The following is a 17,834-nucleotide window of genomic DNA, read 5'->3' as shown; positions in this document are numbered from 1 at the left end:
ATGTCGCTCTTGTTCCCTATGCTGACAACGGCCGAGAGGCCGACCTTTTCAAGAATCGTCCAGCCCATCAGGGCTATTCCCAAAGCGCCGCTCTGGCTTATGAGTGCCAGCGGGCCCGGTAAGACATCGGTCGGACCGAAGGTTGCATTGAGCTTGTCTGGGGTGTAGACAACGCCGAAGATGTTCGGGCCGAGGATCCTCATACCGTACTTTTTGGCGGTTTCAACGAGTTGCTCTTCGACCTTCTTGCCCTCCGGGCCGAGTTCGCCGAAGCCCGAGCTTATGATCGGGAGAACCTTAACGCCTTTCTTTCCACACTCTTCGACGACCTGCGGCACGAACTTGGCGGGGACGACGATAACGGCCATGTCAACCTCATCCGGAACGTCGAGGATGCTCTTGTAGGACTTGAACCTCCTGCCGTTTATCTCTATCTCGACGCCTTTGATGTTCACGGGGTAGATTTTGCCCTCGTAGCCGTATTCCACAAGGTTCTTCATTATCGCGTGACCTATCTTGCCCGGCTTCTCTGAGGCGCCTATGACGGCAATGCTCTTCGGTCTGAAAAGTGCTTCGATATTTGGGTCAGCCATTTTTATCACCTCGGATGACATTTACACTTTTACGTCTGTAAAAGACCGTTAAAACCTTTCCCCTCTCCTTTTGACGATAAAAGACTCGACGGTCGTTAAAACAAGCTCGAAGACCCCCTTCCAAGAATTTCACTGAGGAATGCATTTCTCGAAGCTGTTTCGTCTTTTCCATTTCTTTCGAAAAACTTTTTAGGGGTTATCCCGCCCTAGGATGGGTGTAAAAATGGGTGAGAGGTATCACGATGTGGACTTCATAGAGCAGGGGCTGATGAAGTGGCTGGGCGTCCTCTTTGACATCGTGGTAATAGCCATGGCAACGATAACAATGGGCTATGTTATCGTGATGGTTATTCAGCTCGTCCAGATGGGGATTCACAACTTCAACGTCGAGGGGATCCTGCACCAAGTAGTCCTGATAATCCTTTTCCTCGAGATATTCGAGCTCTTAGCTATGTATGTCAAGGAACACCACGTGAGCATGAGGAACGTGGTCGAGCTCGGCGTCCTGGCAATGGTCAGGAAGATAATTATAACAATCGACTACAACCAGCTCGGCTGGCAGACCCTCCTTGGTATGTCGGCTCTGATCTTGGTCATGGGCTGGATATACGTCCAGGAAAGGCAGAGGAGAACCAAGCACGAGGAGTTCCTCATTCAGCACGGTCTCAGGGAATGAGAGTTGAGTTCATTTCATTGAGGTGTGATCGGCAAGCCAGTAGACCGAGGCAAACCCTAAATACTCTTGTTTCCTCTTTTCTCTCAGGTGGTAGCAATGGGAGTGCAGATTGGTGAGCTCGTCCCGAGGAAGGAGATAGAGCTTGAGAACCTCTACGGGAGGAAGGTTGCCATAGATGCCTTCAACGCCATGTACCAGTTCCTCTCAACGATAAGGCAACGCGATGGAACGCCCCTCATGGATTCCCGGGGCAGGATAACTTCCCACCTGAGCGGTTTCTTCTACAGGACTATTAACCTCATGGAGGCTGGAATAAAGCCTGCCTATGTCTTCGACGGCGAACCACCTGGGTTCAAGAAGAAGGAGCTTGAGAGGAGGAGGGAAGTCAGAGAAGAGGCCGAGGAGAAGTGGTACGAGGCTCTCGAAAGGGGCGAACTTGAGGAGGCTAAGAAGTATGCCATGAGGGCCACGCGCGTCAACGAACAGCTCATAAACGACGCCAAGAAACTCCTTGGGCTGATGGGAATACCCGTTGTTCAGGCGCCGAGCGAGGGAGAGGCTCAGGCAGCGTACATGGCATCTAAGGGGAAAGTCTACGCCTCTGCAAGCCAGGACTACGACTCCCTGCTCTTCGGGGCGCCGAGGCTCGTTAGAAACCTCACGATAACGGGGAGAAGAAAGCTCCCGGGTAAGAACGCCTACGTTGAGGTGAAGCCGGAGCTTGTTGTCCTAGAGGAGGTTCTCAAAGGGCTCGGCATAAACAGGGAGAAGCTGATAGAGCTGGCCATACTCGTCGGGACAGACTACAACCCGGGAGGAGTCAAGGGCATCGGGCCGAAGAAGGCCTTGACCATTGTTAAACGGGTTAAAGACCCCCTCAAGAAGTATCAGAAAGAGGGCGGGGTTGACCTTTACGCGATAAAGGAGTTCTTCCTAAATCCTCCGGTTACAGACGACTACGAGCTCAGGTGGCGCGAGCCGGACGAGGAGGGCATTTTGAAGTTCCTCTGCGACGAGCATGACTTCAGTGAGGAGCGCGTTAAAAACGGCCTTGAGAGACTGAAGAAAGCGGTAAAAGCCGGGAGGCAGAAAACCCTTGAGAGCTGGTTCACGAAGAAGTGATCAGACCGGAACCTTCAGGTTCAGCTTTTCCACGAGTTCTTTATACCTGTTCCTCACCGTTACCTCTGTGACGCGCGCGACCTCGGCTACTTCCCTCTGGGTTCTCTTCTCCCCCTCCAGGAGGCCAGCTATGTAGAGGGCGGCTGCGACAAGACCAGCGGGGCTCTTTCCGCTCGTGAGGCCCTTTTGGTAGGCCTCTTCAAGTATCTCAATGGCCCTCCTCCTAACCTTCTCGCTCAGGTCAAGTTCGTCGGCAAACTTGTTGACGTAGTCAGTCGGCTTGACGAAGAGCTTCTTCGGAGTCAGGTTGAGGTGTCTCGCTATGAAGCGGAAGCTCCTCCCGATTTCCTTCTTGTCAACCCGCGATATGTCCGCTATCTCGTCAAGGGTTCTTGGAACCTTCAACAGCCTGCAGGCGGCATAAACGCAGGCCGCGATGACAGCCTCAATAGAGCGTCCCCTTATCAGGCCTTTCCTCACAGCCTCACGGTAGAGCCTCGCCGCCTCTTCCTCGATGTGCCTCGGGAGGCTCAGCTGGCTTGCTATCCTGTCGAGCTCGCTCAGGGCGAAGGCGAGGTTGCGCTCAGCTGCGTCACTAACCCTCAGCCTGGACTGCCACTTCCTGAGGCGGTACATCTTCTCCCTCATCAGGCCTGTGAGGGAGCGGTCCATGCCTATATCCGTTGAGAGGCCCTTGTCGTGGAGCAGTATACTCTCGGGGGCACCGGTTCTTGCACGCCTCTCACGCTGGCCTGGGTCGAAGGCCCTCCATTCGGGGCCCTCATCGACAACGTTCTCCTCAATAACGTAACCACACTTAGCACAAACTATCTCACCCCTGCTTGGGTCATATATGAACTCGGTAGAACCACACACGGGGCAGATTCTCTTACCGCTCACTCAAACACCCCCGGCCGGCGGGCTATTTGGCAAGCCCCTTATAAACCTTAACTTTCGGGAAGATCTGGCGGAGCAACCAGAGCAGATCGTCTCTCTTAAAGGTTATTCTCTCAAGAACGCGGACATCCCAGTCCTCTTCAACGACGTTGGCGTAAATCCAGAGGTAAACGGGGTCTTCATCACTCCCCACTTGCCTGTTCCGATAGAGGATATCAGCAGTCCCGTCGTCGTTCTCCTTAACAGAGATTACCTTCCAGGTGTCGAGACTGACCTCTCCCTTATCGTTGAGGATGCGTATTACCTCCCGGGCGTCCATCGGGTTACCCCTACCACTTTATCCTGAACTCTTTTCTCGTCCTCGCGTCTATCTGGGCTAAAATCCTCTTCAGCTTCTCATCGTCTACAGGTTCGTTTATCTGGCCGGCTTGGTAGAGCTGGACGAGGACGAGCTCAACCTGTCTCGCGAGTTCGGGCTTGACGAGCTTCACCCTTCCGAGCCTCTCCCTAGCTTCCGGCGTCAGGATCCTTCTCATTATGGCATTGAGCTGGGCCTCAAGCTCCATCTCCCTCTTTACTGCCTCTTCTTGGGCCTTCTGCTGTTCGAGGTACTTCTTCTGGAGCTCCATGAGCTTCTTCTTCCTGATCTCCTCTATATCTTCGGCCATTCTCTCACCCCCATTTCAAAACTCTGAGGAAGGGTTAAAAAGGTATCCTCCAGGATGATGGAGAAAAGTGGAAGCTCAGTACTTCTTGAGCTCCGGAATCTGCTCCTCAAGCTCCTTCTTGAGCTCGGTAGCTATCTTGTCGAGGAAGCCCTGGCCCTTTGGGGTTACCACTCTCCCCTCCCCAGGAACCTTCTGGACGAGGCCGGCCTTTTCGAGTTGCTGGAGGGCTTTTCTGATGATGCTCCCTCCCGCTTTATAGAAGTGCTCCGGCGCGTGCCCGCGGTTCTTCCTCCCGCCGTACCAGGTGCGGAGCCTCTCGATTCCAATCGGTCCGTCGATGTAGACCTTTCTCAGTATGCTCGCGACGCGGTGGTACCACCAGTCTTCCTGTTCGGGGATCCTCTCCTTGTGCTTTCCGGTCTTTACAAAAGCTGCCCACTCGGGGGGCTTTATCTCCTCAACCTCCTTAAGGGCCTGGGCAACCCTCTCAACGAGCAAATCACCGGGAACGTCGTAGACCGTCGCCATTCTTCAATCCCTCCCTTTTCTAAACTTCTTCCTAAAGTTAGCGATATCGAGCCTGACTTTACGGACGGGCTTTTCCTCCCGTCTGGCTTGGCCCTTTCTTTCAAGGCGCCTTAAATACCTTTCCCAGCCTTCCCTCGGTTTGAACAATATAAACCTTTTGCCCCTCAAATCTATGAGCTCGCTGTTCGTTACTTCCGCGACCTTCTCTGCTATCGCCTTTCTGTCCATCCCGGTCGAGATGAGCGCGCCTTTCCTTATCTCGACTTTGAGAACTCCATCCTTCTCAAGCTGGGTCTCTATCTCCGCTATAATCCCTTCGTCAAGTCCCCTCTTCCCTATCCACGCACGCGGTTCTATGTCGTAGTATCTCGCGCGGAGGGATCTTCTCACCTTTCCGGGCAACCTCTTCACTATCTCTCACCTAATTCTCGGGCGGGGAAGGGGCTTATAAAGGTTGGCCTTTTAAAGGTGTTGGACACAGAGTGGGAAGGGAGGTCAAACCATGCTCGTCCATCACCTCTACTCGGGGGGAAAGGACTCAAGCCTGGCCGCGTGGATGCTCACGAGGCTCGGCTACGACGTCGAGCTGGTGACGGTTACCTTTGGACTGCTCGACAACTGGCGCTTCGCGAAGGAGACTGCCGAGAGACTCGGCTTCGAACACAGAGTTCTAAAACTCCCTGCGGAAGTCCTTGAGAGAGCCATGGAGATGGCAATCAATGACGGCCACCCCAACAACGCCATCCAGTTGATCCACGAAAGAGCCTTGGAGGCTCTCGCTTCTTTCCCCGAGGTCGAGAGGGTAAGCGACGGAACAAGAAGGGACGACAGGGTTCCCTTTCTTGACCTGCCGAAGGCCCGCTCGCTGGAGGATAGGTTTAACGTCGCCTACATAAGGCCCCTCCTCGGCATCGGCTACAAGACTATCCGGGAACTGACGGAGAGGCTCTTCATCGTTGAAATCAGGGAGAGTGAGGAGCTCCAAAAAGCTGACTACGAGGCTGAGCTGAGACTCCTCCTCAGGGAGAATGGCATCGACCCGCTCGAAATATTCCCGAAAAGGCACCATCAGTCGAGGGTTCTAGGATGGAAATCTCTTTAAGCCCTGTCCTGGAACACCATCAGGTGGTTGTATGGAACTCCTTGCGGTTCTTCCAAGGGGCCCCTTTTCGTGGGGGGTGAAGAGGACTCTAAATGACCTCGTATCCAAAGTCGAGGTTTCTGACAACGCCATTGTTCTCCCCCAGGGAGTAGAAGCCCAGTTTGGTGTTTTCAGGTCAGTTAGCAGTGTTCTCCTGGGAAGCAAGGTGCAGACTGGAGGTCCCGGAGGAAGCCCCGTTTACCTCTCGGGCTGGCTGTTCAACACGTCGAGGGAATTTTCACCGGATCAGAGAGTGGTTTCAGGGGAGCTCCCGCTGCGTTCTTCTCCCTACCGGGTTGAGATTTCTCCGAGTGGCGCGGGACTGATCGAACTCCCGGGCTATAGAGTGCGTAATGGGGTGGTTATTCTTTACATAACGCCGGAATATCGGTTTCATTTTCCAAGGGAAGTTCTGAATGCTGGGGACTTCGAGAACTACGCCCAGCTTTCCCTAAAACCTCTTGAAAACGGGTTCCACGGAACCATTGATATGAACTTGAGAAGGGGATACGCCGAGGTCATTGTTGGGGGAAGAGTCGTCGAGGATCAGGTGTTTCTCGATGAAAAGTCGGGGGACTTTACATACAGGTTCATAGAAAACCCCCTGCTCGTGATTTCCCATGAGAAAACACTCTCACCCCAGGGCCTTCAAAAGGCCCTGAAAGGGTTCATTGGTCTCAGCGGACACGGTGATTTCACGATGCGCTTGAAGGTGGGAAAACATAAGGATGAGATGACCTTCAGTGTTGGGCTGGGAGAAGAATGAAATCAGAGTTCGAGGCTGAGCTTCCTGACGACAGGGTTCTCGGCCTCTTCGGGCTTTATCTCCTCGATGCTCTCTATCCATACCTTGGTTCTTGGGACCCTGTGCTTGCTCCCTATCTCGGAGTAAACGAGCTCTTCAACGTCCTCCCGCTTTAGCGCCCTGTACTCCTTCGTGAAGGACTCTTTGTGAGTGCCCTTCTGGAATACACCCTTAACGCGATAGACCTTGACCTCCATCCTCATCCCCCCACCAATTTTTGGAGCCTTCTTTTAAGTTTTTTCAGAGGAACCCAAGGGCCTCTTCGATCTTCACGATCTCCGGGCCAGTTGTCATGTGCCCGACGACGACGCCGTGGGAGTTCGCCAGCATGCACGAGCCAACGAATGGAACCCCCATGTTGGCGGTTCCAATGTAAACATCGACCTTGAAGAGGTCGCGGAGCCACTCAAGCTCCTCATCAGTTGCCTCTGGATGGATGAGACCACCCTTGTTGGTCACAACGCCAACGCTGCCAACGGCCGTGTAGTCTGCTATAATTCCCCTCTCAACCTCAACTCCGAGCATCTCACCAATTTTTCTGGCCTCCTCCCGGGTGAACTCCTTGCTGACGAGCGCCCCCCTGTCGTTTGTCAGGATCAGGTTTCCCAAGGCGGTGAGTCTGCTCTTGAAGGGCATAATCTCCATGTCTATGCCGAGTTCCCTGAGAGAGTTCTGGATGTGCTCCAGCTCGGCATCCCAGATGTACCACGGGACTATTATCGCGTTCGAGTTTCCGGCCGTGAATATGCCCACTATGCGGGACTTCATGACACTGGTCTCTATAATCGGGACTTTGAGAACGTCCCTAACTACCTCAAGCTTCTTCTCGCTGAGACCCTCCCTGAGGAGGACTACCCTATCACTCGCAAACCCGTAGACTCCAAGGTAAGGTGAGTTCTCAAAATCAAGCCTCTCAATGTGCATCTCGGCACCTCGGAAAAATTGTTGGATCAGGCGAGAGAGACCCTGGCAACCCTCTTACCTTCCCTCTCCTCAACGACGACCTTGACGCGGAGCTTGTTGGGAGGCTTCTCTATGCCTCTCTCCCAGAGCTTCTCGTTGACATCCGTGCCTATTATGACCTCCTCGGCCTTAGCGTGCCTCGCTATCCACTCACGGGTGAAGCGTGCCGCTCTGGGCGCCCTTTTCCAGCGCGGAACGCGCTTCTTGATCTTCCCTATGGGGATGACGAATATGACCTCCTCACCGGGTTTGATCATTCAAACCACCTCACTCCTTCAGTTTAGTTCTCCTCCAGTGCCTCCTCTTCGGGTGTGTGAGAACCTTCCTGTTCGTTTTAACGATGACCCACACAGGGATGCGCCTGTTCTGCTTGTTAGCCTTTGCAAGTCTGAGCTTCTTCGCCAGTGGCTTGTTCCTTGCCATGATAACACCTCCGTAACTGCAGTGCCTGTCCTTGCTTTGAGGATGCGTTTTTAAGCTTTTTTGTGGGAAAGAAAAGGGGGTTCAGGGCCTCCTCTTGAGGAGCAGGAGGGGCAGAACCGCCAGTGCAACGAGCAGTGCCGGTCCGCAGATGCCTTTGCCGTTGGAGCCGCTCCCGAGCTGGTACTTGAACTCTACTTTGTTGGGAACCTTTGACATTAGTTCCTGGTAGTCCTTCAGGGGGGTGCCATAGCGGAGGAAGACCTCGCTCTTTATGATCACCTCGGAGTCTCTGACCCTCTCAACCTTTAGGACAATCCTGTTGCCGTTAGCGTTTATCTCTATGTTCTTCGGGATTTCGACGAACTTGGCACCCTTGGGCAGGGCGAACATCGTTGTCTTTGTCTCGTTTATGTTTGCGTCGAGTCTGTTGAGGAACTTCATCGTTCCGAGCTCAAGCTTGGGGTCGTAGGCATAGACATAGGTGCCGTTGACTTCCCTAGTAAAGTTCTGCAGGATGAAGTGATACTCGACGACCAGTGGGCCGGTGGAGTTTAAGTTCAGAATCCCGACCTTTCCGCTCCTAACGGTTACCCCCTCCTTCTGGAAGGCCTGAGCGTACCTCTGGTAGAGTCCCTGCTCGGCCTTGTCAACGCCCTGGTAGGCTATCTGAACCTTGAGGTATTTTATATAGGATTCCGGTTCGAGGTACTTCTCAACGCTGTTAAAAACCGTCTGGTTCTTTCCGACGGTTATGTTGTTGAAGATCTGCATCTTCCAGGTGGTCGCGTTTTCCTTCCCGGGCTTCCCGCGGTATTGAACCACAAAAGCCCTTGGTTTTCCGTATATCTTTTGGATGTCTGCATAACTTATCCCCTTCGCGAAATAGATGGTTGAGTGTATCACAACGTCACTTCCATTCCGGGAGACACCGATCTTCACGTAGCTTCCGTTGGAGGTCGCACTGTAGTTCTCAGGAAGAGCCGTAACCTTGGCCCCTTTCGGAAGGTGAACGACGAAGGTGTTCTCAAGCATCACGCTACCGTTCATCTTCGTGGGGTCAATCTGGTAGAGGTCAGCAACCCTGAGAACGTCGAGGGATATCTCCCATACCCCATCGTAGGAGTAGTACTTCGCGAAGTTCGGGATATATCCCCTAACTATTGTCTCCAGGGGGCCGGTCGAGTTGTAGCCGATTATCTCGGCCGTTGCGTTCTCCAGCTTGAGGCCCTGCTGGGCGAGCTTCTGAGCCGTCTGGCTCGCGAAAAGTCGGGTGGCGTTCTTTATTCCAATACCAAGTATGCTCTCCTTTGTCCTGTTGAGTAGGTCGGTGGGGCCATAGAGGATAGTGTCGAGCGTGACGTTCGCACCACCGTCCCAAGAGACCCAGTACTCCTCCTTCTGGGCCTCGTGGAAGCCGTTTGCAGAAGCCGAACCGGCCACCAACCCCAGAACCAAGAAAAGAACCAGCAACAGACCACTTTTCCTCATGACTATACCTCCATCTTCCCTGTCGCTTAAAAACGACTAGGACTTATTAAGCTTTGCCCAGTGGAAGAGGTTTATAAAGGGCCTGCCCGATATCTGTTAGGTGACCCAAATGAAGACCGAACGCGCGAAGGAGATACTCCTTCAGCTTTTGAAGATACCCTCCCTCTCCGGCCAGGAGGACAGGATAATGCTCCACATCATGGAGTTCCTCCACAGGCTCGGCTATGATGTTCACATTGAGAGCGACGGCGAGATAATAGACTTGGTTGTAAACCCCGATGCCGAGCTCTTCTACGAGGTTCACGTTGATACGATCCCGGTAAGGGTCAAGCCCTTCGTCAGGGGCAACATACTTTACGGAACCGGCTCAAGCGACATAAAGGGTGGCGCGGCCGCGATACTCCTCATGATGGAGAGCCTCAGAAAGGAGGGCAAAGACCTGAACGTTGGAGTGGTCTTCGTCAGCGATGAGGAGTTAGGAGGGAGGGGAAGCGCTCTCTTCATGGAGCGCTACCGGCCAAAAATGGCCGTCGTTTTGGAGCCGACGGATTTAGAAGTTCACATAGCCCACGCCGGCAACATAGAGGCTTACTTCGAGGTTGATGGAAAGGAGGCCCATGGGGCATGTCCTGAAAGCGGTGTCAACGCAATAGATGAGACCTACAAGATGCTGGAGGAGCTCAAGGCCCTTGAGCCCTTCAAGCAGAAGGGGAAGTACTTCGATCCGCACATAGGGATTCAGGAGCTCCTCTGTGAGAATCCGGTTTATCTGATTCCAGCGCTCTGCAAGGGCCGTCTTGAGGCTCGCCTCCTTCCGAACCAGGAAGTTGAGGACATACTCGACCTTCTTGACCCGATACTCGATGAGTACACCCTCAAATATGAGTACACAGAGATATGGGACGGTTATGAGCTTGAGCCGGATGAGGAGATAGTCCAGCTCGCTAAAAAGGCGATGGAGAAGACGGACATAGACGAGTTCGGGGGAATGCGGAGCTGGACGGATGCAATAAACTTCATGTACAATGGAACGAGGACGATAGTCTTCGGCCCGGGCAACCTCGACATCTCGCACACTACCCACGAGAGAATAGACGTCAGGGACGTTGTTACGGCGAGCGAGTTCCTCAGGGTCCTCAACGAGGTTTACGGCGGCGGGTGAGGTAATCCTTGTTAGGAGCCCTACCAGTTATGGTGGGGGGTTAAACTGCAGTCTGAGGGCCAGCCTTTGCTTGTTCCCTGTTTTTGGTATTTCCTGAAGCCAGTTAAGTTGCTGATAGACCGAACGATAGCTTTTTGCAAAAAAGTTGCATTTTTTCGCTCATATGCTATAGAGTGGAAAACACACCAACACCCACCACAGTGGTGGTCTGGCGTTCCAACTTCTCTCTTTGGCACTTTCGCTTTTGTGCCACCCGCAAAAACCGTTTTTGATGTGATAGAGATGGAAACCGTTAGTAATGTGTCAGCCGGAATAATGCCGATGCAACTCGCTGATGTTATGCCTGTCGTGGTGGTCCTCAGCGTGGACGGCCTCTACGTCATCGACATGAAGGGCAACAACAGCAAGGTGCTCGCGGAGTTCTCGAAAGACTTTGACCACTTTGTGACAGCCTTCCATCAAGCCTACGTCCCAGAAGTGCCCCGCGAGTGGGTCGCCAGGAAGTTCCGCCAGCTCCTGCAGTACCTCGAACTTAGAGAAGCACACCTCACCGAGGGCGACCTTGTCAGAATCGAGGACGGCAAACCGTTCGGCGCAAAGGGCATGGGCGACGTTATGAGAGACGCGAGCAGGGTTTACGGGGAGGACATAACCCTGTTCCTCCAGCTCATCTTTAGGCTGATGGAAGGCCTTAAAAGGGAGTTCGCCAAGGAGGTGAGAAAATGACCCGCAAGAAGCCCAATTACTGCCCCGCCGAGGCAGTCTTGGCGTTCCTCATCGGGCTCCAGCCGGCAGTGCTGAGGTTTGCGCTCTGGCTGAAGAGCGCCACCTTCACGGGCTTCCTCATGAATGCCACAGGCATTGGCGTCGTGAGTTACGTGTTCTGGCAGGGCCTCAAGAGGCTGGTGGAGCTGTACCGCCTGGAAGAGCAGAGCGTCAGGATTTACAGCACCGCGCTGGTCGAGCCGGTCTTTTATTGACTGACCGGCGCGGCAATGGCGGCGATACTGTTCTAACCGAGGGGATACTGTTTTCTCCTCATTACCCCTCTTTATCCTTTTCTTTGTGCCTCCCTTTCTTATCCAACCAGAACCTCCTCGTCCTGATGAACTGCCTCTCGCGCTCCATGAGGGCTACTAAAAGCGCGTCTCCTCTGTACTGTGCTAGAATCCTCGCCGCTGTATCTGGCCCGGTTCCGTAGCTGGCCAGTGCCAAAACCGCCTCGAAGCCGTAGGTGTCCACCAGGTCAGCGGCCTTGAGCAACTTCCTGTAAACCCTCTCCTCCTTCCTTTCGAGAGACATTCCGTGGCGAACCTTATCTAAGACAGGCAGAAATTCCTCGGCGTCTATCGGGTGTGCAACCGCTAACATCCTCGAGCCGCAGCGCGGGCATCTCCTCTCCTTTATGCTCCTCAGGCGGGAAACTTTGGTCTTTGAGTGCCAGCCGCAGTTGGTGCAGACAAGGACGACCTCGTGGTCGAGCACTCTCTTTCGGAAGAGCTCAAGTACCTCGTCCCTCTCAAGGGCCCCGCTCAGGAGGAACTCCCCGCCTACGGTCATGTTGAGCCTTGCCAGCGTCGATGGCTCTTTTCTGAGGGCTGTTTTCACCCTCATAGTACCCCTCTTGAGCATTTCGAGAACAAGTTTCCCTTTCCTCACATCAACCTTGTCGTGGTAGAGCTCATTGAGTGCTTCCCTCTCAACAACAGTCCCCTCGAAGAGCCTCTCTATCCTCCTGATCCTCGCGTCCCTCCTCAAAGCCCCGAAGCGCTTCGCCACGTTCAGCATCCTCCAGCGGTAGGCGTGGGAATCCCTGAGGGCCCTTGAAACTGTGAACTCCAGGCTCTCGGGATCTCCGTAGAGGTAGCGCTTAACCTCCTCGGGGTTCAGCTGGAAAGGAGTTTTAAAAACCACCGCGTGGGCCTGCGCCCTGACGGAGAAGACACTGCCGTAGCGGAGGATTAAGAAGGAGTGTACGAGCCTCCCGAGGGCCTCGTTGGTTCTGTTGCCAAAGTCCGCGTGGATTATAAGCGCTTTAGGCGTGCTCTCCACAACGATGTCCCTGTCCGTCGAGAAGGGCTCGCCCCTTATCTCCTCAAAGGCACACCTCAACTCTTCTTCCCTGAAATCAACACCCTCCAAAAACTCCTTCGCCCGATTAAAGTCAAAGACTAACTCCCTCTTCAGCCTTCCAACGGCGAGGGCAACGCTAAATGGGACTGGGATCATCTCTCCCTCCCAGCTCGGTATCGCACTTTCGAGGCTCCTGCTCTCACGGACTTTAATCAACCGACTCTCATCGTCCATCTTGAGCACTATCCAGCTCCGTCCGTTCATAACGAAGTCCATGCCCTCCTCCAGATTCATTACAAATCTCTCGTCGAGCCTCCCGATAACGTGCCCGCTTCCTGCATCGAACACCCTCCACGAGACCTCATCCGGTATCGTCGAGAGGTTCTCGTAGTAGTACTGGAAGGCCCCCCTCCTGAGGTAGAGGAAGCCCTTTTCTTCATCGTAGCCTATCAGCCTCGAATCTTCGAGAACCTTCAGGACGTCGAGGTAATCGCTCCAGCTCAAATTACGGTAAACATAGGCCCTCCTTGCTATCTCGTAGGGTCTCTCGCGCGGTAAACGCTTGTTCTCGATGAGAAGGCCGACGATGAAGTGTGCAAGAACGTCGAGGCCATCTATAGGCTCAACGGCTTCAAGCCTGCCTTCAAGGGCGTGTCTTGCTATTATCAAACTCTGGAGGTAGTCTTCCACGTTCGTCGCTATGATGTAGGCCTCGCTCACCTCACCTATCCGGTGCTTCGCCCTTCCCGCACGCTGAACCAGACGGTTCACCTGGCGCGGGCTCATGTACTGGACGACAACGTCAACGTTGCCTATATCTATGCCGAGCTCCATCGATGAGGTGCATATTAGGGCCCGGATTCTGCCCTCCTTGAGAGCCCTCTCGGCTCTTATCCTGGCTTCCCTGGCGAGGGAACCGTGGTGGACTTCGACGGGCTTTCCCCAGGCCTTCAGTCGGTGTGCCAGTATCTCGGCGAACTGCCTTGTGTTTGTGAAGATAAGGGCCTTCCCGTGCCTCTCCACTATCTCCCAGAGGAGCCTTAGTCTGACCGCTATCTCGGGCGATAGGCTCAGCTCCCGGGCGAGCCTTTGGTCTTCTTCGCCCGGCTCTGGATAGAGAACGTGGAAGCGGTACCCCTTTCTCCAGGGCGGCTTCACTATGGTGTCCGCTTTAAGCCACTCCCTTATCTCCTCCTCGTTTCCGACCGTGGCGGTCATTCCGATCCTCTTAAAGTCGGCTATCTCAGCAAGTCTCTCAAGGTTTAGGAGAAGCTGTGCACCGCGCTTGTTGTCCACGAGCTCGGCTATCTCGTCAACTATGACGAACTTAACTTTCTCAAGGTGCTTTCTGAGCGATTTGACCGTTAGGATAATCCCAAGAGTCTCTGGAGTTATGATGAGCATCCCGGGCGGGTTCTTCGTCTGCTTGGCCTTCCTGTAGGCCGAGGTGTCGCCGTGCCTCACCTCAACGCTTATTCCAAGCCTTTTCCCCCACCACTCGAGCCTCTCAAGCAGATCCCTGTTCAAAGCCTTGAGCGGGGCTATGTAGAGGGCCGAAATCGGCTTAAAGCCCTTCTCAAGGATTTCGTTGAAGACAGGGAGAACAGCCGCTTCCGTCTTTCCCGAGCCGGTTGGAGCTATAACCAGAACGCTTTTCCCGGCACTAACCTCCCTGAAAGCGTCCTGCTGGAGGCGGTTTAACCTGCCGAACTTCTCCCGGATGGCCTTCCTGAGGAGGGGGTGCATGGTTTATGGGAGTATTTTCACTTCTTGAACCTTCCGGTAATCGTTATCAAAGGTGGCCAGAGCATCGAGACCGTGTTCTATGGATGTGGCTTGTGGCATCGTTCGGGAGAAGGTTGTATCTGAGCATCAGACTTTTTATGGAGTCCCAGTTCTGGGAGTCCGGTAGAGTCGAAACTTCGAACAGGTTTAGGGTTTCTTCGACGGCGTTGAAATCTTCCATAAAAGGTGTGTAGCCCTCTCTTGCAAGGAGTTCCTTGAACTTCCTGTAAGAGGTAGCACCGAATTTTCTCTCGGCTTTCCTTCTCATCACCGAATAATAGAGCTCGTTGAGAACTAGAGTGCCCACGTACAGTTTATCAGCGTTTAGAAGGATTTCAGTTGCCTTCTCGGTGAGGGGAGTTTTATGTAGAGTACGTTGAGAACCCTCATCCAGCATCTCCCCAATAAACCTCTCAACGTCGTCTCCTCCAGCCTCTCCGAGCTTCCCGGCGAGTTTCCGGATGAGCTCTTTCTTTCCGATTATCTTTACGACGAGCTTATCACCCACACCGGGCTTGACATCGTCCAGTAGTATGATTTCTCCGTGCCCGTAAATCCCCCTCACAACCCTTTCCATCATCCCCAACAACCTTTATCCCCGAATGTTTTATAACCCTAACCGCTAAGTTTATAAAGCGATATATCGTTCGACATATCGGTGAAGAGAAATGATCGTTGAGAGAAATGGCGAAACCTATGACCTGGCCTACGCCAGGAGGGCCATGCTCGTTGTGGTTATCTTCCCTCTCCTCGTCATGTATACGGAGGCAATGCTCACGCCCGCCTTACCCACCATCCAGAAGGAGTTCGCGATTAACCCGAACGACGTCAGCTGGATTTTAACGATTTATCTCCTCGTTGGAACGGTGAGCGTTGCCCTCTTCGGAAAGCTCGGCGACATGTACGGAAAAAAGAAGATGTTTCTTATCGCACTGGTCTTCTACACGACCGGTGTCGTCCTGAACGGCTTCGCTCCGAGCTTCGGGTGGCTCCTTGTGACGCGGGCAGTTCAGGGCGTTGGAATGGCGATCTTCCCTTTAGCGTTTGCTCTCGTCAGGGAGGAGTTTCCGCCCGAGATGGTGCCCCAGGTTCAGGGGATGATAAGCGCGATGTTCGCGGTCGGTATGGTCATAGCCCTTCCCTTGGGGGCATGGGTGACCCAGAACTGGGGATGGCGCTGGACTTATCACTCTGCCGCGCCCTTCGCGGTGCTCATGTTCTTCATCGCCTGGAAAGTCCTGAGGGAGAGCCGTTACATAAACCCCGGGAAGGTTGACTGGGTGGGGGCCCTCCTCCTGGCGGTGGCGGTTGTCCCGGCCCTTGTGGCTGTAACGAGAGCTCCCAACATCGGCTGGACTGCGGAGGAGACTCTGGTGCTCTTTGTGGTTGCTCTCGTTGGAACGGCCCTCTTAGTGCTCTGGGAGAAGAGGGTTGAAAACCCGATAATCCCGCTCGGTATAATAACCGCTAAGAACCCCGCGATAGTCAACATCGGGATAATGTTCGCGGCCTTCGGCATCTCGATGATGAGCCAGGCAAATACCTACATCTTCCAGATGCCCGCCCCCTACGGCTTCGGGAAAACTATACTCCAGAGCGGAATTCTCATGACGCCGATGGCGTTAGTGATGCTAGTCGTTGCTCCGATAGCGGGGAAGCTTATGCCGAAGGTCGGTGCAAAGCCCGTCGCCTTAACCGGCGCGCTCACTGCCAGCGTTGGCCTTGCAATCCTCTCGAAGTACGCCCCCCAGCTTCCGCCCGAGCACCTATGGGCCTTCGTCGGGTTAATAATCATCGTTGGCACCGGAATAACGCTGATGAATATCTCCCTGATCAACGTGCTCGTCTTCTCGGTTCCGCCGAGGGTTATGGGTGTCGCAACCGGCGCCAACAGCCTCTTCAGGAACTTCGGTTCGACGTGGGGGCCGGCCATAGCAGGAACCATAATGACCACCTACTACACCCTTCTCCAGGTTCCGGGGCTCCCGGTAAGGATAAAGATACCGACCCAGAAGGCCTACGAAGTCCTTTTCGGCACGGCGGCCGGTATATACCTGTTCTTAGCCCTACTTGTCCTCGCGATAGCGGAGGTCATGAAGGGTGGAAGGATCCGCGAGGCAGGAAAGGAGGGTGAAAAGGAGGCCGTGATGGAGTAAACGGATTCCATTGCTCTGATTCGTTGCAGTAAGACTTTAGGAGATTGAAAGGAGAGTAAAAATCTCACTTCCCGTAAAATGCCTTCAGGTAGAGCTCCTTTATCTCCTCTGGCTTTGCCTCCACCGGGTTGAAGGCTATCAGGCCGTCGCGGTAGGCCTTCTCGGCCATCTCGTCAAGCCTTGTCATAAAGGTCTCCCCGTCCACGAGGTCACTTAGTTTTGGAATCCCAAGCTTCTCGTTGAGCTCTCTAACTGCCCCAATCAGGTCCTGGGCACCCTTCAGGCCGAGCTCCCTCGCTATCTCGGCGTAGCGCTTCCTCGCATACTCGCTCTTACCCGCGTTGAACTCCATCACATAGGGGATGATGATTGCATTGAGCAGGCCGTGGGGCCCTATCCAGGCTGCCTTGTGGCTCATAGCGTGGGCCAAGCCGAGACGCGCGTTCAGAAACGCTATTCCCGCCATCGTTGCTGCGTAGTGGACTTCTGCCCTCGCCTCGGGGTCGCCCTCAACCGACCTCGGGAGCCGTCCAAAGACCGTCTTTATAGCTTTTATGGCCATCGCATCGCTGAAGGGGTTAGCTACCTTCGTCGTGTAGGCCTCTATTCCGTGAACGAGCACGTCCAGCCCGGAGTTTCTGGCAACCTCCCTCGGCATAGTCCCCGGCAACCTCGGGTCGAGGATCGCTACCTCAGGTGCTATCTCAGGGCTAACGATGTTGTACTTAATTCCCTCCCTCTTGAGGACTGCCGCGGCTGAAACCTCGCTTCCGGCACCGCTCGTCGAGGGTATGGCTATGATGGGGGTCTTTAACTTGGGAAGTGGTTTGGGCCTTGAGAAGCGGTCTATGAAGGCTATCTCCTCAAAGCTAAGCTCTGGAGCGTCGTAAAAGACCTTCAATGCCTTGGTTGTGTCTATGACGCTTCCTCCGCCGAGGGCAACCAGAAGGTCTGGCTGAAACTCCTCCCTGACCTTTGGGAGGAACTCCTCTATGGTCTCGACGCTCGGCTCGGCAGGAACTCCGGGTATTGAGAAGACCTCGGCGCCGGTTTCCTTTATATAGTCCTCGGCCTCCTTCAGGAAGCCGTGCCTTTCCATAGACTTTGAAGCGAGTATAAGAACGCTCTCGTACCCCTGAACTTCCTTCGAGAGGGCCTCAAGGCTACCCTTCCCCTCGATTATTCTCGTTTTCAGCCAGAACATCGGCATCACCGGGTATAGTTGGATAAAGGGCTTTTAACGTTCTCGGAGGACGGGAACTAGGGCTAGGAATATCAGCGATGAAGCGAGGACAAAATCGGAGGTAAAGCCCAGCGCTTCAACCACAAACCCGCTCAGAAGGTTCCCGATTAT

Annotated in this window: 22 protein-coding genes; 8 read left to right on the top strand and 14 right to left on the bottom strand. The window is 54.1% G+C overall.

The genetic code is table 11. The features are described from left to right. Positions 1-593: CoA-binding protein (locus MVD07_RS08775; protein ID WP_297500973.1), on the bottom strand; the 593-nt coding region annotated here is incomplete at its 3' end. Between the two features lie 223 nt (positions 594-816). Between MVD07_RS08775 and MVD07_RS08770 the strand changes: the two genes are divergently transcribed. Next, positions 817-1,269 (top strand): phosphate-starvation-inducible PsiE family protein, encoded by a 453-nt coding sequence (locus MVD07_RS08770; protein ID WP_297500972.1) that lies wholly within the window; start codon positions 817-819, stop codon positions 1,267-1,269. A 96-nt stretch (positions 1,270-1,365) separates the two neighbouring features. Next, positions 1,366-2,391, top strand: coding sequence for a flap endonuclease-1 (gene fen, locus MVD07_RS08765; protein ID WP_297500982.1), 1,026 nt, complete (start codon positions 1,366-1,368; stop codon positions 2,389-2,391). Here fen and MVD07_RS08760 read toward each other — a convergent pair whose 3' ends face one another. From MVD07_RS08760 to MVD07_RS08740, 5 genes are all read right to left on the bottom strand, one after another. Further along, positions 2,392-3,291 carry a transcription initiation factor IIB gene (locus MVD07_RS08760; RefSeq protein ID WP_297500971.1) on the bottom strand — a complete coding sequence of 300 codons (900 nt, stop codon included), beginning with the start codon at positions 3,289-3,291 and terminating at the stop codon, positions 2,392-2,394. Positions 3,292-3,313: 22 nt separating this feature from the next. After that, on the bottom strand, positions 3,314-3,607 hold the full coding sequence (locus MVD07_RS08755; RefSeq protein ID WP_297500968.1) for a hypothetical protein: 294 nt from the start codon (positions 3,605-3,607) through the stop codon (positions 3,314-3,316). Positions 3,608-3,617: 10 nt separating this feature from the next. Next, complete coding sequence (locus tag MVD07_RS08750; RefSeq protein WP_297500965.1) at positions 3,618-3,956, bottom strand: DNA-binding protein; 339 nt, start codon at positions 3,954-3,956, stop codon at positions 3,618-3,620. Positions 3,957-4,031: 75 nt separating this feature from the next. Then, positions 4,032-4,484, bottom strand: a complete 453-nt coding sequence (locus MVD07_RS08745) for a 30S ribosomal protein S19e (protein WP_297500962.1) — start codon at positions 4,482-4,484, stop codon at positions 4,032-4,034. A gap of 3 nt (positions 4,485-4,487) precedes the next feature. Continuing rightward, on the bottom strand, positions 4,488-4,898 hold the full coding sequence (locus MVD07_RS08740) for a YhbY family RNA-binding protein (RefSeq protein WP_297500980.1): 411 nt from the start codon (positions 4,896-4,898) through the stop codon (positions 4,488-4,490). Positions 4,899-4,986: 88 nt separating this feature from the next. Between MVD07_RS08740 and MVD07_RS08735 the strand changes: the two genes are divergently transcribed. Together MVD07_RS08735 and MVD07_RS08730 are read left to right on the top strand one after the other, a co-directional pair. Continuing rightward, on the top strand, positions 4,987-5,586 hold the full coding sequence (locus MVD07_RS08735) for an asparagine synthase-related protein (protein WP_297500959.1): 600 nt from the start codon (positions 4,987-4,989) through the stop codon (positions 5,584-5,586). 31 nt (positions 5,587-5,617) lie between these two features. Further along, positions 5,618-6,391, top strand: coding sequence for a hypothetical protein (locus MVD07_RS08730; RefSeq protein WP_297500957.1), 774 nt, complete (start codon positions 5,618-5,620; stop codon positions 6,389-6,391). Positions 6,392-6,393: 2 nt separating this feature from the next. Here MVD07_RS08730 and rpl18a read toward each other — a convergent pair whose 3' ends face one another. The 5 genes from rpl18a to MVD07_RS08705 form a co-directional block, all read right to left on the bottom strand. Next, complete coding sequence (gene rpl18a, locus MVD07_RS08725; protein WP_297500979.1) at positions 6,394-6,627, bottom strand: 50S ribosomal protein L18Ae; 234 nt, start codon at positions 6,625-6,627, stop codon at positions 6,394-6,396. A gap of 43 nt (positions 6,628-6,670) precedes the next feature. After that, positions 6,671-7,354 carry a translation initiation factor IF-6 gene (locus MVD07_RS08720; protein ID WP_297500954.1) on the bottom strand — a complete coding sequence of 228 codons (684 nt, stop codon included), beginning with the start codon at positions 7,352-7,354 and terminating at the stop codon, positions 6,671-6,673. A gap of 26 nt (positions 7,355-7,380) precedes the next feature. After that, positions 7,381-7,650, bottom strand: a complete 270-nt coding sequence (locus MVD07_RS08715) for a 50S ribosomal protein L31e (RefSeq protein WP_297500951.1) — start codon at positions 7,648-7,650, stop codon at positions 7,381-7,383. 10 nt (positions 7,651-7,660) lie between these two features. Beyond that, positions 7,661-7,816 (bottom strand): 50S ribosomal protein L39e, encoded by a 156-nt coding sequence (locus MVD07_RS08710; RefSeq protein ID WP_297500949.1) that lies wholly within the window; start codon positions 7,814-7,816, stop codon positions 7,661-7,663. Positions 7,817-7,897: 81 nt separating this feature from the next. Continuing rightward, complete coding sequence (locus tag MVD07_RS08705) at positions 7,898-9,304, bottom strand: CGP-CTERM sorting domain-containing protein (protein ID WP_297500947.1); 1,407 nt, start codon at positions 9,302-9,304, stop codon at positions 7,898-7,900. Between the two features lie 109 nt (positions 9,305-9,413). Between MVD07_RS08705 and MVD07_RS08700 the strand changes: the two genes are divergently transcribed. The 3 genes from MVD07_RS08700 (at position 9,414) to MVD07_RS08690 (ending at position 11,446) form a co-directional block, all read left to right on the top strand. After that, entirely contained in the window at positions 9,414-10,466 is a 1,053-nt protein-coding gene (locus MVD07_RS08700; RefSeq protein ID WP_297500977.1) for a M20/M25/M40 family metallo-hydrolase, read from the top strand. A 273-nt stretch (positions 10,467-10,739) separates the two neighbouring features. Further along, positions 10,740-11,192, top strand: coding sequence for a hypothetical protein (locus MVD07_RS08695; protein WP_297500944.1), 453 nt, complete (start codon positions 10,740-10,742; stop codon positions 11,190-11,192). Beyond that, positions 11,189-11,446, top strand: a complete 258-nt coding sequence (locus tag MVD07_RS08690) for a hypothetical protein (protein ID WP_297500941.1) — start codon at positions 11,189-11,191, stop codon at positions 11,444-11,446. Before MVD07_RS08695 ends, MVD07_RS08690 begins: the two co-directional genes overlap by 4 nt. 61 nt (positions 11,447-11,507) lie before the next feature. Here MVD07_RS08690 and MVD07_RS08685 read toward each other — a convergent pair whose 3' ends face one another. Further along, positions 11,508-14,285, bottom strand: coding sequence for a DEAD/DEAH box helicase (locus tag MVD07_RS08685; protein ID WP_297500937.1), 2,778 nt, complete (start codon positions 14,283-14,285; stop codon positions 11,508-11,510). Positions 14,286-14,331: 46 nt separating this feature from the next. Further along, positions 14,332-14,904, bottom strand: coding sequence for an antitoxin AF2212-like protein (locus MVD07_RS08680; RefSeq protein ID WP_297500975.1), 573 nt, complete (start codon positions 14,902-14,904; stop codon positions 14,332-14,334). A gap of 88 nt (positions 14,905-14,992) precedes the next feature. Between MVD07_RS08680 and MVD07_RS08675 the strand changes: the two genes are divergently transcribed. Continuing rightward, complete coding sequence (locus MVD07_RS08675) at positions 14,993-16,480, top strand: MFS transporter (RefSeq protein ID WP_297500934.1); 1,488 nt, start codon at positions 14,993-14,995, stop codon at positions 16,478-16,480. 64 nt (positions 16,481-16,544) lie between these two features. Here the strand turns inward: MVD07_RS08675 and MVD07_RS08670 are convergent, their stop codons facing one another. Beyond that, entirely contained in the window at positions 16,545-17,684 is a 1,140-nt protein-coding gene (locus MVD07_RS08670) for an iron-containing alcohol dehydrogenase (RefSeq protein ID WP_297500931.1), read from the bottom strand. Positions 17,685-17,834 lie beyond the last annotated feature (150 nt).

Source organism: Thermococcus sp. (genome assembly GCF_027008145.1).
Classification (GTDB): domain Archaea; phylum Methanobacteriota_B; class Thermococci; order Thermococcales; family Thermococcaceae; genus Thermococcus.
This window is presented reverse-complemented; position numbering and strand designations above follow the sequence as displayed.